This is a genomic window from Marivirga salinae, assembly GCF_030503855.1.
Classification (GTDB): Bacteria; Bacteroidota; Bacteroidia; order Cytophagales; family Cyclobacteriaceae; genus Marivirga; species Marivirga salinarum.
This window is the reverse complement of the sequence record NZ_CP129971.1, coordinates 3,477,012-3,494,410: the sequence shown is the minus strand read 5'-3', so window position 1 is coordinate 3,494,410 and position 17,399 is coordinate 3,477,012. Positions and strand designations below refer to the sequence as shown.

The 17,399-nt window shown below is 35.8% G+C and carries 9 protein-coding genes; 2 read left to right on the top strand and 7 right to left on the bottom strand.

The window, feature by feature from the left end; translation table 11 throughout:
* Nucleotides 1-614 precede the first annotated feature (614 nt).
* Together QYS49_RS14675 and rlmF are read left to right on the top strand one after the other, a co-directional pair.
* Nucleotides 615-4,004 (top strand): methylmalonyl-CoA mutase family protein, encoded by a 3,390-nt coding sequence (locus QYS49_RS14675; protein ID WP_308348325.1) that lies wholly within the window; start codon nucleotides 615-617, stop codon nucleotides 4,002-4,004.
* Between the two features lie 307 nt (nucleotides 4,005-4,311).
* Complete coding sequence (rlmF, locus tag QYS49_RS14670; RefSeq protein ID WP_308348323.1) at nucleotides 4,312-5,226, top strand: 23S rRNA (adenine(1618)-N(6))-methyltransferase RlmF; 915 nt, start codon at nucleotides 4,312-4,314, stop codon at nucleotides 5,224-5,226.
* A gap of 478 nt (nucleotides 5,227-5,704) precedes the next feature.
* Here rlmF and QYS49_RS14665 read toward each other — a convergent pair whose 3' ends face one another.
* The 7 genes from QYS49_RS14665 to fahA all read right to left on the bottom strand — a co-directional run bounded on the left by QYS49_RS14665 (nucleotide 5,705) and on the right by fahA (nucleotide 17,223).
* Nucleotides 5,705-6,802, bottom strand: coding sequence for an efflux RND transporter periplasmic adaptor subunit (locus QYS49_RS14665; RefSeq protein WP_308348322.1), 1,098 nt, complete (start codon nucleotides 6,800-6,802; stop codon nucleotides 5,705-5,707).
* Nucleotides 6,803-6,923: 121 nt separating this feature from the next.
* Nucleotides 6,924-11,243 (bottom strand): CusA/CzcA family heavy metal efflux RND transporter, encoded by a 4,320-nt coding sequence (locus QYS49_RS14660; protein ID WP_308348321.1) that lies wholly within the window; start codon nucleotides 11,241-11,243, stop codon nucleotides 6,924-6,926.
* Between the two features lie 45 nt (nucleotides 11,244-11,288).
* Nucleotides 11,289-11,690 carry a hypothetical protein gene (locus QYS49_RS14655; protein WP_308348319.1) on the bottom strand — a complete coding sequence of 134 codons (402 nt, stop codon included), beginning with the start codon at nucleotides 11,688-11,690 and terminating at the stop codon, nucleotides 11,289-11,291.
* Nucleotides 11,691-12,255: 565 nt separating this feature from the next.
* Nucleotides 12,256-14,883 carry a valine--tRNA ligase gene (locus QYS49_RS14650; protein ID WP_308348317.1) on the bottom strand — a complete coding sequence of 876 codons (2,628 nt, stop codon included), beginning with the start codon at nucleotides 14,881-14,883 and terminating at the stop codon, nucleotides 12,256-12,258.
* Nucleotides 14,884-14,968: 85 nt separating this feature from the next.
* Nucleotides 14,969-15,589: a nucleotidyl transferase AbiEii/AbiGii toxin family protein gene (locus QYS49_RS14645; RefSeq protein WP_308348315.1), complete on the bottom strand. Its 621-nt coding sequence runs from the start codon at nucleotides 15,587-15,589 to the stop codon at nucleotides 14,969-14,971.
* Complete coding sequence (locus QYS49_RS14640) at nucleotides 15,544-15,843, bottom strand: DUF6922 domain-containing protein (RefSeq protein WP_308348314.1); 300 nt, start codon at nucleotides 15,841-15,843, stop codon at nucleotides 15,544-15,546. The genes QYS49_RS14645 and QYS49_RS14640 overlap by 46 nt, the downstream gene beginning before the upstream one ends.
* A 105-nt stretch (nucleotides 15,844-15,948) precedes the next feature.
* Nucleotides 15,949-17,223, bottom strand: a complete 1,275-nt coding sequence (fahA, locus tag QYS49_RS14635) for a fumarylacetoacetase (RefSeq protein ID WP_308348313.1) — start codon at nucleotides 17,221-17,223, stop codon at nucleotides 15,949-15,951.
* Between the last annotated feature and the right edge of the window lie 176 nt (nucleotides 17,224-17,399).

Genomic DNA, 17,399 nt, shown 5'->3' with positions numbered 1-17,399 from the left:
AAAGGTTTTAGTTTAACTGTAAATGTAGGGAAAATGCGTTTTTAAGAAAAATGGGAAGGGTGGAAATTTTGAAAGAGGATTGTTTTTGGTGAAATATTTTCGATCTACTACTGATAATTTTGAGGTCTAAATCAACTATTTTCAGGAAAAATAGCTTCCTAAAGCACTAATCAAAATTTGTGCGTCATCCCTGCGCAGACAGGGATCTATTGATTTTAACCAAAGGTTAAAATATTAAGAATGAAACATCAAAGCTATTCACCTGAATTAATCTACATAGATCGCTCTTGTTTAAGAGTATTGAAACTTCGTTTCAATAAGACAAGATCCCTGCCTTCGCAGGGATGACGCCCGGAAAGAAGATTGTTAGACATGATAACACGATTCAGAGCATTATCACTAATGTATTATAAAATTCCCTGCTACCTTATATCAATCCCACCACAAAACAAAACACCATAATATTATCCAAATCAATCCAAATCCACAACCCAAATCCCCGCATCATAAAATATAATTTTTACAATATCCCTTCCTAACGAATGTTTGGCAATGACTTTATTCTTTAGCTTTATTGTTGTAATTTCGTAATTGGAATTAAACGACTAAAAAATATGTCTGCACATCAAACTGTAGCTCCTTATAAACCTAAAAATAACGTCCGCATAGTAACCGCTGCTTCCCTTTTCGATGGGCATGATGCGGCTATCAATGTGATGCGAAGAATCATTCAATCCACTGGCTGTGAAGTAATTCACCTTGGGCATGATCGTTCCGTGGAAGAAGTGGTAAACACTGCTATTCAGGAAGATGCACAAGCCATTGCCATGACTTCCTATCAAGGTGGTCATACGGAATACTTCAAATACATGCACGACCTGCTTAAAGAAAAAGGTGCTGGTCATATCAAGATTTTTGGCGGTGGAGGAGGAGTAATCCTTCCGGAAGAAATCAAAGAATTGCATGATTACGGCATTTCTAGAATCTATTCTCCAGATGATGGAAGGGAAATGGGCTTGCAAGGTATGATCAATGATTTGGTACAGCAAAGTGATTATCCAACCGGTCAGAATTTGAATGGCGAAGTTGGGCGTGTTGACAAGCAAGACGTAAAAGCCATTGCACGACTAATTTCAGCAGCTGAAAATTTCCCGGAAGAAAGTAATGCGGAATTAGATAAAATCAGGGAAAAGGCAAAAGAACTTTCTGTTCCGGTTTTGGGAATTACAGGTACTGGTGGAGCTGGAAAATCATCTTTAGTGGATGAATTAGTTCGCAGATTTTTACTTGACTTCAAAGACAAAAACATTGGAATTATATCTGTTGATCCATCCAAAAGAAAAACGGGTGGAGCACTTTTAGGGGATAGAATCCGAATGAATGCCATCAACCACGAACGTGTTTATATGCGTTCATTGGCTACTCGTCAAAGTAATTTATCCATTTCCAAATATGTGAAAGATGCTGTTTCTATCTTAAAAGCGGCAAAATTTGATCTCATTATATTAGAAACCTCTGGTATTGGGCAGTCTGATACGCAGATTTTAGATTATTCTGATGCCTCGCTTTATGTGATGACTCCTGAATATGGAGCGGCAACTCAGTTGGAAAAAATCGACATGTTGGATTTTGCCGACATTATTGCCCTAAATAAATTTGACAAACGTGGTGCTTTGGATGCTTTGCGTGATGTGAAAAAGCAATATCAGCGTAACCATGGATTATGGGAAGCTAAAGTGGACGATATGCCAGTTTATGGTACCATTGCTTCTCAATTCAATGATCCTGGAACCAACGCTTTATACAAAACTTTAATGGATAAGGTAGTAGAAAAATCAGGTGCTGATCTGAACTCTACTTTTGAAATTACCGATGAAATGTCGGAGAAAGTATTCATTATTCCGCCAAACAGAACCCGTTATTTGTCAGAAATTTCTGAAAACAATAGAGGTTATGATGAATGGGTGGAGCAACAAGCAGAAGTTGCAGATAAGCTTTATGGCTACAGAAAATCAATAGAGACTTTAAAAGATTCTGAATTAGAGGATAAAGACCGATTAATCAAAGGATTGGAGGAAGCCTATGCCAAAGAAGAGCTGAATTTCGACCCTAAAAATAAATTAATAATAGAAGAATGGGGCGATAAAGTTCAGAAATATAAAGACCCTATCTATTCATTTAAGGTTAGGGATAAAGAAATCAAGATTAAGACACATACGGAATCATTATCTCACAGTCAAATTCCAAAAGTTTCTTTACCAAAATACAAAAGCTGGGGAGATTTATTGAGATGGAATTTGAGAGAAAATGTCCCAGGTGAATTTCCTTATACAGCCGGGATTTATCCTTTTAAAAGAGAAGGGGAAGACCCAACTCGTATGTTTGCCGGTGAAGGCGGACCAGAAAGAACCAATAAGCGATTCCATTATGTAAGTATGGATATGCCTGCTAAGCGTTTGTCTACTGCATTTGATTCTGTAACGCTTTACGGAAACGACCCGGATTACAGACCTGATATTTACGGTAAAATTGGTAATTCAGGAGTAAGTATCTGCTGTTTGGATGACGCGAAGAAGTTATATTCAGGCTTTGATCTAGCTGATGCAATGACTTCCGTTTCCATGACTATTAATGGTCCGGCTCCAATGCTTTTAGGATTTTTCATGAATGCAGCGGTTGATCAGCAATGTGAGAAATACATCAAAGAGAATGGCTTAGAAGCTGAAGTAAATAAGAAAATTGATAAAATTTTCAAGGAAAGAGGCTCGGATAGACCACAATATAGAGGTGAATTACCAGCAAATCATAACGGTTTAGGTTTGATGCTTTTGGGTGTGACTGGAGATCAGGTTTTACCGAAAGATGTTTACGAGAAAATAAAATTTGAGACTATGGCGGTTGTTCGTGGTACGGTTCAAGCGGATATCCTAAAAGAAGATCAGGCACAGAACACTTGTATTTTCTCTACTGAATTTGCTTTACGATTGATGGGAGATGTGCAAGAGTATTTCATCAAAAATCAAGTTCGTAACTTCTATTCTGTTTCTATTTCAGGATATCATATTGCAGAAGCTGGTGCTAATCCGATTACACAATTGGCATTTACTTTAGCGAATGGTTTCACTTATGTGGAATATTACCTAAGTAGAGGAATGGACATCAATAAATTTGGTCCAAACCTATCTTTCTTCTTCTCGAATGGAGTTGATCCTGAATATGCGGTGATAGGAAGAGTAGCCAGAAGAATATGGTCGAAAGCTTTAAAGCAGAAATACGGAGCAAACTCCAGAGCACAGATGTTGAAATACCACATCCAAACTTCAGGACGTTCATTGCACGCTCAAGAGATTGATTTTAATGATATTAGAACAACCTTGCAGGCTTTGTATGCGATTTATGATAACTGTAACTCGCTGCACACTAATGCTTATGATGAGGCGATTACTACGCCTACTGAGAATTCAGTAAGAAGAGCCATGGCAATTCAGTTGATCATCAATAAAGAATTAGGCTTAACGAAAAATGAAAACCCAATCCAAGGTTCTTTCATCATTGAAGAATTGACGGACTTAGTAGAAGAAGCAGTATTAAAAGAATTCGATAGAATTACAGAACGTGGAGGCGTTTTAGGTGCTATGGAAACCATGTATCAGCGTGGAAAAATACAAGAAGAAAGCTTGTATTATGAAACTTTAAAGCATACAGGTGAATTCCCGATTATTGGTGTAAATACCTTCTTGAATTCTAAAGGTTCGCCAACGGTAACGCCAGGTGAGGTAATTAGAGCTACTAAAGAGGAGAAAGAATATCAAATTGAAACGCTTAATTTACTGAACGATCGATTTGAGAAAGAGGCAAAAGAAAGTTTAGACAGATTGCAAAAGGCAGCCATTAAAAATGAAAACCTTTTTGCTGAATTGATGGAAGCTACTAAGTTCTGTTCTTTAGGTCAGATTACGAATGCGATGTTTGAGGTCGGAGGCCAATACAGAAGAAATATGTAATTAATAACCCAGTATATGATAATAGAAAAGCACGGTTTGAGCCGTGCTTTTTTTTATATCAAATAACAAAGTCTCAATAAAACCTGCCCCGTACATTTATGCGGGTACAAATGGAACAAAATCATTAGACTATAAATTGAGTAGCAAAGATTTTATATTGTAGATGCATCTATTAAACTACATTAGTTTGCAACATAGAATTTATTAAATGTTTAAACTGAATTCTAAAATCAATTTCTTAAATCATAATATTTAAATCCCCTCATAATTAAGCCTATCTTTGCCTTACTATTTTAAATCATTAAAAATGCCCACTCCACAAAAGTCAAGCCTGCATCCCAATAATCCATTTAATAAAAGATATGATCTGGAAAGTTTAGCAAAAACGCTTCCTGAATTAGAAGCCTTTATTTTTACCAATCAATATGATAGTCAGACGATTGATTTTGCTGATCCAAAAGCGGTTAAGGCATTGAATAAAGCACTTTTATTACAACATTACGATTTAAAATATTGGGATATTCCGGATGGTTATTTATGTCCGCCAATTCCGGGTAGAGCAGATTATTTATTTCATATAGATGAATTCCTGACTAAAAAGAGAAAAGGAGTGGAGGTAAAAGGTGACTTAATAAGATGCCTGGATATTGGAACTGGTGCCAGTTGTATTTACCCTATTTTAGGTTCACAGCAATTCGGTTGGAATTTTGTAGGTTCAGAAATTGACCCAAAAGCCTTTGCTGCAGCAGAAAAAATTATTTCTGAAAATCCGTCACTTCAGGATAAAATCGAAATCAGGAAACAATACAAATCCACTGATATATTCAAAGGCATTGTCAAAAAGCATGAATACTATGATGTGAGTATTTGCAATCCGCCATTTCACAGTTCAGCTGAAGAAGCGGAAAAAGGTACGACTAGAAAGCTAAAGAACCTCAAAAAATTTAGAAAAGGAGAAAAGCCGACCCTAAACTTCGGAGGAAAAAGCAACGAATTATGGACTGAAGGAGGGGAATTGAAATTCATCACCAATATGGCGGTCCAGAGTAAATACCATTCTCATTCTGTGCGCTGGTTTACCACATTGGTTTCGAAATCCTCCAATCTAAAACGAATATATGATGCCATCAAACAAGCAGGAGCAAAGGAGATTGAAACCATTGAAATGAGTCATGGCAATAAGACTAGTAGGATAGTGGCTTGGACGTTTTTAACTGCCTAGGCTCAAGACTGGGTATTCAAAGTCTTAAATCTTACATTATTGCTCTTACGCCATCGATTATTTTGGTGTAAGCTTAAATGCATTTCTTTCAAGCCCATGAATTTCTTTTGTAAAGCACCAAATTAGATTAGAACGTCATTCCTGCGAAGGCAGGAATCTATTGATTTTAACCAAAGGTTAAAATATTAAGAATGAGATTGGTAGTGTAGAGAGTACATATTTAGGAAGAAATTGCCAATTGATACTTTATTGAAACTTCGTTTCAATAGGACAAGATCCCTTTCTTCAAAGGGATGACGCACGGAAAAAAAAAATATTGAGAATAATTGATGTTTCAGTGCAGAAAACATTGATTTTTGTTCTCATTTGTACCGACTTAATCAGGAATTTGTACTAGCACTTTCTATAAAAAGACATGAGATTCAAGATTGATATTACAATCTTGAATCTCAATTCTATATATCTGATAGACCGCTTATCATTCATTCAAATAATAAGCACCTGCTGTCACATAATTTTTACTTTGATCCAAATCTTCAGGATTAATTCCGATATAATCCTCATTTTCATCTAAAGCTTTTACTTCCATTTTTTTATAGTTGCCTTTAGAGATTTCTTCAAAAATATAAATTTGATCTCCTTGCTTCAGGATTCCCTTTTTTGGCATCAGCAATAAACTGTCGGTTTTTATATGCACCTGAACTTCCAATTGTGCGCCTAAAGGAAGATTGACTGTTTTGGGTAAATCTGCATGCGCTAAGACGCTATTATCACTCACTTTTTTATTGATGAAATGAAGTGTGCTTTCATGCCAATTTTTCCCTTCAGGAAGTTTAAAGCTTACGCTTTGGCCTTCTTTTAATTGATCTACATCTTTTGGAAAAACATTGAATTCCAAATGCATTTCATCCAAATTCACTAATTCAAAAAGGCTTTGACTAGTCTCAATCAGCATGCCTTTACTGATATTCACTTCTGTGATTACACCGCTGAATGGTGCTCTTAGGCTTAGAACATTTTGTAAATTTCCTTTTTGCAAGCTTGCAGCATTTATCCCTAATTTTTGAAGCATGCTTTTTTTGCTGTCTGTATTCACTTTAGCTTCAAAATTTTGAGCCTCAGCTTCCTGAAAGCTTTTTAATGATATAGATTGATTCTCTACTAGGCTTTTCTTCCTATTATAATCTGCTTCCAATTTCTTTAGGTTATTGATTGATGCGAGATAATTACTTTGCAAAGTAAGGATGTCGGGATGGGAGAAAGTGGCCAAAACTTGCCCTTTCTTTACCGTTTCACCAGGCAAAATCTCAGTTCCTTCTATAAAAGCATGATGAACAAGATGTAATTCCGCTATATCTTTAGGAGCAACGGCTAGTTCACCTATCGTTGTTAGCTTTTTATCTAAGGGTGCCTTTTTTAATTTCCCTACTTTCAAATTGGTGTTTTCCACCTGATCTTCCGATAAGGATATTTCATTTTTTTTCTCTTGCTGTTCTTCAACAACTGTTTCTTCTTTTCCACTACAAGCCATAAAAGCTAGTACGGATGTTAGGATAATTATATTTATAAGTTTCATATGTATATTATTGTTTTTTAGAGTCATTACTTGTCCCGTACCAGAGGACGGGATGGAATCTTTGATTAAAAATTCATCTTCGGTTGATATAAAATTCGAATTTGAATTTTTAATGTCGATTTCATTTTCTTTCTGTTAAATATTGTAATTCAATTGAAATATTGGCGATCTCTTTTTGGAGCTCTAAATTGGTTTTTTGAATGTTGTAAAGCGCTGTTAAATTTTGCACAAATTCATAAAAGTTCAGTTCTCCTATTTGGAGTGCTTCAGCCGATGATGATTGCAAATCATCCAGTTCTTCCATCATGGAAGTGCTTTTGTCAATGAGTGCATTATAATTTTCAAAATCATTCTTAGCGCTTATCAGCCTTTGGTTTCTTTCATTATTTTCCCAATCTAAAGTGGATTCTTGAATCTCCTTTTCGATTTTCAATTCCTCAATCTTTCCTTTTACTCCATTGTAAACTATAGGTATGCTAATGCCTACTTGTACGCTCTGATAACCTGTTACATTTTGTAAACTTTGGTTCACATAGCCTATATAAGCATTTGGAAAATACTGAGCTTTGCCTACTTTGATTTGAGTTTCTGCTGTTAATAGTTGTTGCTCGTTTCTTTGCATAAAAGCAGGGTCCAAAGTCAAAGAATCCAATGAATTAGTCCATGCGTAACGACTGTAGTCCAAAACAGAATCAGGCAATTGATCGCAAAAGCATAATTGCTTTAGTGCTTGAATGTTATCATTGAGCATTTTACGGCCTTTAATTAATTCATTTTCAATGCTCATTAATTGTCCGGATAAACTTAAGGTTTCCAGTTTTCCGCTTTCGCCTTTTTCAACCATTTCCTCTGCTTGCTCCATGCTTTTCTTTAAAAGTTTAGCTTGTTCTTGTAAGAAATCAACTTGCTTCAAACTGAAGGTCCATTCATTCCAGGCTTTTCTAATCTCGCTTGAAATTTCCTTTTTGGCTAAATGAAATTCCTGTTGAGCTAATTCAATCTGAGCACTTGCCATTTTTTGCCTTCTGAAATTAGCAGGAATGTTTCCAAATGACTGTTGCACATTCCAGCTATAATCAATCTCAGGTCCATCTAGCTGACCTCTTTGGTAATTGATATTGGTAGAAGGAATTTCAAAAGACTGCGTTTTAAAACTTTCAGCTTGTTCTATTCTCAATTTAGCATTCTGGATTTGAGGATTTTGCTCCATTGCATTTTGTATCATCACACTCAATGCATCAGGCTCTTTGTTTAGTTCTTGAGCATGTACATTTTGATTAAATCCTAAGAAACTGAAAAGCATCAGCAACACAATTGGAATCAGTTTAGAAGATGATTTACCCTTATTTTTATTCATGAGATAATACAAAGAAGGCAATACAACCAATGTTAAGAAAGTAGCGGTGATCAAACCACCAATCACTACGGAAGCCAAAGGTTTCTGTACTTCAGCACCACTTGAAGTGGACAGTGCCATAGGAAGAAAACCTAAAGAAGCTACCATAGCAGTCATGACAACAGGTCTTAATCTATCGGTACTTCCTGTTTTGATTAATTGAATTAAATCCATTTCTTTTTCATTCTTTAAATCATTTAAATGGCTAATAAGTACAATTCCATTCAATACGGCCACACCAAAAAGTGCAATAAATCCAACTCCTGCAGAAATACTAAATGGCATATCTCTAATCCACAATGCCAACACTCCACCAATGGCGGAAAGCGGTACAGCGGAATAGATTAATAAGGCATATTTCACTTTTCCGAAAGCAAAATAGAGCAAGATGAAAATCAATAATAAGGCTACAGGAACAGCAATTGCGAGTCTATTCCTTGCTTTTTCCAAGGTTTCAAATTGTCCACCATATTTAATAGAATAGCCAGGCTCCATTTTTAGTTTATTATCCAAATTAGATTCTATTTCTGCTACAAGTCCAGCAATATCTCTATCTCTCACATTGGTTCCGACAACTACTCTTCTGCGAGTGTCATCTCTCGAAATCTGCAAAGGACCTTCTTGATATTCCCATTTGGCTACTTCTGATAAAGGAATAATTTGACCACCTTGACTTTTGATGGTGAGCTTATCCAAATCAATAGAATTTCTATAGGATTCTTTTAATCTGACCACCAGTTCAAATTTACGCTCACCCTCAAATATGAATCCTGCATTTTCACCGGCATAAGCTGCTCGAACAATGCTGTTTAATTCCTCTGTGGATACGCCATATTGAGCTGCTTTTTTTCTATTATAGCTAATAACCCATTGGGCTAAACCTTCCGTCTGTTCTACCTTCACATCAGCAGCACCAGGCACTTCTTTTATAATTTCTGCTGCCTGATTTCCATAATCTGCCAGTTTAGCTAAATCTTCACCATATATTTTAACCGCTATATCGGATTTAGCTCCCGTAATCAATTCATTAAATCTTAATTGAATAGGCTGAGTAAATTCAAATATTGCCGTTGGGATAACAGCCAATTTCTCCTCCATTTTTTCTATTAAATCAAAACGATCCTCTGCAGTCGTCCATTCGTCTTTTGGTTTTAGAATGATCATAATATCAGCCAATTCAATAGACATAGGGTCGGTAGGTACTTCAGCAGTACCAATTTTTGAAACCACTGATTCAACTTCAGGAAAATTTTCCATCAATATGCGTTCGGCTTTGGTACTAGTCGCTATACTTTGTTCCAATGAAGAGCCTGGAGGTAAAGTCATCTGCATGGCTAAATCTCCTTCTTCCAGCTGTGGAATAAATTCAGATCCCATTCTACTGAAAATAAAGAGTGAAATCGCCAGCAGAATCACTGATAATGAAATAGTAAGCTTAGGATTCTGTAGTGAAGAATTTAAAACGGGTTTATAAGCTGCTTTTAATTTTTTCATCACTTTATCAGCAAAAGTGACTCTGCTTTTTATGTTTTTCTTGAGAAAAAGAGCCGTCATCATAGGCACATAAGTCATAGAAAGAATCATAGCACCTAAAATGGCAAAGCTGACGGTCTGTGCCATAGGTCTAAAAGTTTTACCTTCTATTCCAGTAAGTGATAAAATGGGTAGAAATACGACCAAAATAATCAGTACCCCAAAGGCTGCGGATTTATAAATCTTTTGAGAGGCGTTAATCACTATATCATCCATTTCCGATTGACTCAATTGCTTGCCAATATGGACAGTGAAGAGAATATGCAGAATGCTTTCTACTATAATCACAGCTCCATCTACTACTATTCCGAAATCGATGGCTCCCAGCGACATTAGGTTAGCAGACACATCAAAAATGTTCATCATGATAAAAGCAAATAGCAATGAAAGTGGAATAATAGAAGCCACAATTAATCCTGCTCTAAAATTTCCTAAAAGGAGAATAAGTACTAAAATTACAATTACCCCACCTTCCAATAAATTAGTTTTTACGGTATTGATTGCTCTACCCACCAGATCAGATCTGTCCAGATAGGGCTTAATTTTCACGCCTTGAGGCAAGGATTTCTGTACTTCAGCCACTCTTTCGTTGACTAATTCCAGAGTTTCCGATGAATTAGCTCCTTTTAACATTAAGGTGATACCGCCAACAGCTTCGCCTTTTCCATCCTTGGTCATAGCGCCAAATCTTTTGGCATTTCCAAATTGTACCGTACCAATATCCTTTATTAAAACAGGCGCTTTTTCGTCATACTTTAATAATGTGTTTCGGATGTCGTCTAAATCCACCATCATGCCTTCAGTTCTTACGTAATAGGCATTCTGATTCTTTTCAATATAACTACCTCCGGAATTTTCATTATTGGCATTTAGGGCTCCAATAATTTCTTGAAAACTTACTTTATGTTGAGCCATTAGTGCTGGATTCACTGCAACCTCATATTGCTTTAGGTAGCCACCAAACGAACTCACTTCCACTATCCCTTTTATCCCTGAAAGTTGCCTTTTCACTATCCAATCCTGAATGGTACGAAGTTCCATAGCAGAATATTCTCCTTGATGTTCTTCATCGACTTCTAAAGTGTATTGATAGATTTCACCCAACCCTGTGGTGATGGGCATTAGTTCAGGAGCTCCCAATTTGGAAGGAATTTCATCACTCACAATAGTGATTTGCTCTTGCACATATTGCCGAGTATCCAGAACAGGAACGCTTTCTTTAAAAACAATGGTGACTACCGAAAGACCATATTTTGAAATCGAGCGTATTTCTTCCACCATGGGAATGTTTGCCATGGAAATTTCTATAGGATAGGTGATAAATTGTTCTACTTCCTGTGCGGATAAAGATAGACTAACCGTCACTACTTGTACTTGATTATTGGTTATATCAGGAACAGCATTGATGGATAGCTGTCCCATTGAATAAATACCGCCCCCAATTAAGGCGATTACTCCAAAGAACACAATTAGCTTGTTCTTTATGGAGAAAGAAATAATTTTTTGAAACATGAAAATGTTATTTACTTAAGATTTTGAAATAGATTAATCGATTTCTTAAGCAAAAAGGGGAGGTCCTCTGTAAGTAAAGGAATTATTGAATTGAATTTGAATTGAACCAATGGTTCTTGGTGGAGTAATGTCTTGTTTTGCTGTAGTTAAAGTTAAATTAAGTTTTAAACTACTATGGATTAAATCCAGTGGTTTAATTATATCTTTATCTACAGCTTTTTTCTCTGTAATTACAGATTTACTTTTCTGAAAATTTTCAAGGTGATTTGCTCCTAAATTAAGATGAAAACCGACTTTGAGTATGTCTATGGGAGATTTAACAGGCTCTTTTTGAAGGATTTCCTTTAAATTAAATCCATTAGTACTGTGATGGTGAGGCACAAAGTTATGCAGCAGTAAAATACTTACTGACAAACTAATAAGTGCTATGCCGAAAATCCTTTTCATTTTGACAAAGATAGGAAGAAAAAGTGATTGTAAAAGTGATAAGTGTTACATCTGAAATTAGTCTGAGACGAAAGTAATTTCCACTAGCGAGAAGCTAGCGGACAATGTCGGTAGGTTAGGAAATAATACCTAAATAAGCGGAAAATAAATTGCGGATTAAAATTATGGAAGATTAATATCTTTTCCAGTTAAATGTAACAAGTTAACTCCTTACAATTTGTAACTAATTATAGGCCCGAAGGGCTGAAATATGTTTACTTGTGCCTCGGACACATTTTACGAGATAATTTTGGTAATTAGTTTGAAATTTTTAAACTAGATAAGTTTTGCTCGAAGGGAGCGGGAAGGAGGACAAAATAGCGGGCCAGTGTTGGCATGAGGAATGAAGCATTATTTTGTCTTGATTTTTTGTTTCTTTTTCATCAAGGAAAAAGAAAGTTAAGAGAGCTATGAAAATATAAAGAAAGTTATCTCTTCCTATGACGAATAATAGTATAAAAAAATTAGAAATAAGATAATAGACCAAGATTTTATCTAAAGTCTATTATCTTAAATCTAAAATATCTCAACCAAGATTCTTCAAACTTTCTTCTAAAGTCTTAATCTTAGCTTCAGCATCCGCCTGCTTTTTCTTTTCCATTTCTACTACTTGAGCAGGAGCATTGCTTACGAAGCGTTCATTCTCTAATTTCTTTTTCACGCTCTTCAGAAAGCCTTTCGTATAATCCAATTCCTTCTGAATTTCTTCTTTCTCCTTCTCAACATCTATTGCACCTTCCATCGGAATAAAACATTCGTCTGAACCTATGAAAAAGCTAACTGCTTGATCTATTTTATCATTGGTAAATGCTAATTCATCTATATTAGCTAATTTATCTATCACAGAAATATATTCCTGATAAATCATTTCGCTATTGGTTTTTACATAGAGTTTTAGAGATTCTTTAGGCGAAATTCCTTTAGCGGCTCTAATGTTTCTGATTTGTGAAACCAGTTCAAAAGCAGTTTTAGCATCATGTAAAATAGCTTTATCGTAATCTTTTTCTATTGGCCAATGGTTCACGATTACGCAATCTTTCTCTTCTCTTTCTGTAATTTGATGCCAGATTTCTTCTGTTAAGAATGGCATAAATGGATGTAAAATCGTTAAAATATCCTCAAAGAAAGTGATAGTTGCCTCATAGGTTTCTTTGTCAATAGCTTCTCCATAAGGAGGCTTTACCAATTCAAGATAATACGAACAGAAATCATCCCATATCAATTTGTAAGTAGCCATCAAAGCATCAGAAATTCTGAATTTGCTGAAATGGTCGTTGATTTCTCTCAAAGCATCTTGAAAGCGTGCTTCAAACCAATCGCGGGCTTTCATAGCCTCAATTGGAGTATCCTTTTCTTTCACTTCCAATCCTTCTACCAATCGGTATGCATTCCAGATTTTATTACCGAAATTCCAACCTTGCTCGCAAAGCTTTTCTTCGAATAATAAATCATTGCCGGCAGCAGCTGAAAGTAATAATCCAACTCTCACTCCATCGGCACCATGTTTATCAATTAAGCCTAAAGCATCAGGTGAATTGCCCAATTGCTTGGACATTTTTCTTCCCTTATCATCTCTAACTATTCCAGTCAGATATACATTTTTGAAAGGTAATTCTCCTTTAAATTCATAACCAGCAATGATCATTCTGGCTACCCAGAAGAATAAAATATCTGGACCCGTTACCAAATCATTGGTAGGGTAGTAGTAATTAAAATCTTCATTTTCCGGATCTTTAAAGCCATCAAAAACAGAAATTGGCCACAACCAAGAGCTAAACCAAGTGTCTAAAACATCTTCATCCTGCTTTAAATCTTCCGCTTTTAGGTCTTGATTACCAGTTTTTTCTTTGGCTAATTTTAATGCCTCTTCAGTATTTTGAGCCACTACAAATTCTCCATTTGGAAGGAAATAAGCAGGAATTCTTTGTCCCCACCACAACTGACGGGAAATACACCAATCCCGCACATTTTCCATCCAATGTTTGTACGTATTCTTGAATTTTGGTGGAATCAGCTTGATGTTGTCGTTCATCACGTTTTCATAAGCTGGCTTCACCAAATCTTCCATTTTCACAAACCATTGTGTAGAAAGCTTTGGCTCAATTACCGCATCTGTTCTTTCGGAATGCCCAACCTTATTGGTATAATCTTCTTCCTTTTCTAATTGGTCTTTTTCTTTGAGAAGTTTAGCAATTTTCTTTCTGGCTACAAATCGATCTTCGCCTACTAAGATTTGGGCTTTATCATTCAGTTTACCATTGTCGTCAATGATATCAATAACTTCCAGATTATGACGTAATCCAATTTCGTGATCATTAATGTCATGGGCAGGAGTTACTTTCAAGCATCCCGTTCCAAATTCCATATCAACATAATCATCCTCAATAATCGGAATGGCTTTATCAATCAACGGAATAATGGCTTTTTTACCTTTCAGGTGCTGGAAACGCTCATCATTAGGGTTGATACAGATAGCCGCATCCGCCATGATAGTTTCCGGTCGGGTTGTGGCAATGACTAGATGCTCGTTACTGCCTTCAATTTTGTATCTGATGTGATACATCTTCCCCTGAACTTCTTTGAAATTCACTTCATCATCAGCCAAGGCGGTTTTTCCTTCAGGATCCCAGTTCACCATGCGGGTTCCTCTGTAGATATAGCCCTTTTTGTATAGATCTACAAAAACCTCAATCACCGCTGCGGACATATCTTCTTCCATGGTGAAGCGCTCTCTGTCCCAGTCGCAAGAAGCTCCTAGTTTTTTAAGCTGCTGTAAAATGATGCCACCGTATTTTTCTTTCCATTCCCAGGCATGCTTCATGAATTCATCACGACTCAAGTCATTTTTATTGATGCCTTTTTCCTTCAGCATATTTACCACTTTGGCTTCAGTAGCAATAGAGGCATGATCCATTCCCGGAACCCAACAAGCTTCTTTTCCTTGCATTCTGGCTCTGCGTATTAATACATCCTGAATGGTATTATTCATCATATGCCCCATGTGCAATACTCCGGTTACATTGGGAGGTGGAATTACGATGGTATAAGGCTCTTTTTTTGGATCAGGCTTGGAAGCGAAGAACTTCTGTTCCATCCAATGTTTGTACCATTTATCTTCAATATCCGAAGGATTGTATTTAGTTGCCAGTGACATATATGTGATTAAAATTTATTCAAAATGATATTTGCTCGCAAAATTAAGTATTTATGTTTTTATTCTTATTGATTATGGAAGAGAATTAATTTTTAAATAACTTTTTTGCTTCTGTAGTTATTTTTTCTTTGATATCCTCCCAAACTATCTGCTTACTTAAATAAATTGGTTCAGGTTCAAGTTCTGCATCATCAAAAAAAAGTATACTCTTCAAGACCATAATAGAATTGGTTTGATTATATTTTTTTTGATAGAATAGGATTAATTCCCCCAAACTGAAAGTATCCATTAGTAAAAAAATATCCACAAAATCTTTTTTGCTGCCACGATTGCAAATCGCATTTAGTTTCATTGCACCGATATCTTTGATGTTGGCTAATCTTAAGCCTTCAATATTTTCTATTTTGGCCAATTGAGGATATTGATGTGAAATGAAATCAATCTTTACATCATTAATATAACCTAAAATTGTATTTTCTGCTTGATAGTCAATTTGAAATTGATATTTATTTATCAATAGATTTTGAATTTGATTCGAGTCAAAAGCTGTTGAACTAAAAAAATCTAAATCAATTGATTTTCTATGGCCTATTTGAAGAGCCAATGCAGTTCCTCCTACCAAAAAGAAGTCCGTAAGTAAATTCTCTGATGTTAATGATTTTAATAAATCCAGTGTTTCGTTTGTGATGGATTCTTTGTATAACATATCATTTCATTCTTTGGAATATCAAAATAAATGTGGGCGAAATTGGCACTTTTTGGATCAAGGTTTTTCAATTCCTTTACAATGGAAACAATTTTTTTAGTTTCAAAAATTTGACTCAATAGGTTTAAATCTTCAAGATTTCCTTTTTTCAAAACTCTTTCAATAAGGAACGGGGCATGCTTATCGGAATTAATTTTTTCAATTTCTACATCCCAAAATAGGTGACCTGAAAATTTTGATACCAATGATTTCATTTAATAAATATACAGGTTAAATAATTAAGAGTTTTAAGTAAATTAAATATCATAGCTTTTCCAAAGTCTAAAACTTTGGAAAAGCTATAATTTACTAATTAGTAATTACTTGGTAGGTAAAAGCTCAGTTCTAACTTCACCGAAGCCAATTCTAACCCCATCTTTTTCACCATGCCCACGCATTATGACCGTGTCATGATCATTAATGAATTTTCTTTCGGTTCCATCTGGCATTTGGATAGGTTTTGTGCCTTTCCAACTTAATTCCAACATGGAGCCATAAGCAGAAGGATCATTTCCACTGATAGTTCCTGAAGCATAAACATCTCCTGTATTGATGTTACAGCCGTTTACAGTGTGATGTGCCAATTGTTGTACCACGTTCCAGTACATATGTTTGAAATTAGAATTGGTCACCACCTTTTCCTCTGAATCCTTTGGTTGGATTCCTACTTGCAAATCAATATCAAAATGGTAATCTCCCGCAAATTTTAAATATGGTAATACTTCAGGTTCTTGCTTTGGTCCAGGAATTCTGAAAGGTTCTAAAGCTTCCATGGTCACAATCCAAGGCGACATAGAAGAACCAAAATTTTTAGCTAAAAACGGACCTAATGGAACATATTCCCATTTCTGAATATCTCTAGCCGACCAGTCATTGAACAGTGTAAATCCAAAAATATAGTTTTCTGCTTCTTTAGTTGGAATGGCGTCTCCTAAAGCATTGCCACCACAAGTTATAAAAGCCATTTCCAATTCAAAATCAACCAATTTGGCTGGACCAAAATCAGGATTTTTAGCATCTGGAGCTATGGTTTGTCCTTTTGGTCGATGTAAAGGTGTTCCTGAAATTACAATGGAAGAAGCTCTTCCGTGATAGCCTACAGGTATGTGTTTCCAGTTGGGTAATAAAGCATTGTCAGGATCACGGAACATTGTACCGACATTAGTTGCATGTGATTCTGATGAATAAAAGTCTGTGTAATCGCCTACTCGTATGGGCAAATGCATAGTAGCATCCTTCTGTGGAATTAAAGCATGTTCTTTTAATTGGTCATTGCCCTGAAGCTCCTGATTGTCATGTTGTAGGAGTTCTGAAATTCTTTCTCTAACTGGTACAGTAACTTCTTTTCCCAATTCCATGAAATCATTCAAGATTGGGTGGTCAAAAATTCTCTCAGGTAGATTGAGTTCTTTAAACAATTGAGCTGATTGTATTTCAGTTAAATCTAAAATGTAATCACCTATGGCTACTCCGGCTCTTGGTGATTTTCCTTGGGTTGAAAATATCCCGTAAGGAAGGTTTTGAATAGGGAAATCTGAATCTTTTGCTACTTCTACCCAGCTTTTAAGGGCTGGATTGTTGGCTTTATATGACATCTTGTATTACGTTTTTTTGTCTAAAAAATTTAGGAAGTGCTAATATCTGAAAATTTGTTGAAAAGGGAAAAGGGGGAGGGAGTAGGAAGCTCGAAGTATTGTCAGATAACACTAAGGTCAGTACCGCAGGTCAGACCGGAATAAAGTAACTGGAAATACAACTTAAATATGTTGCT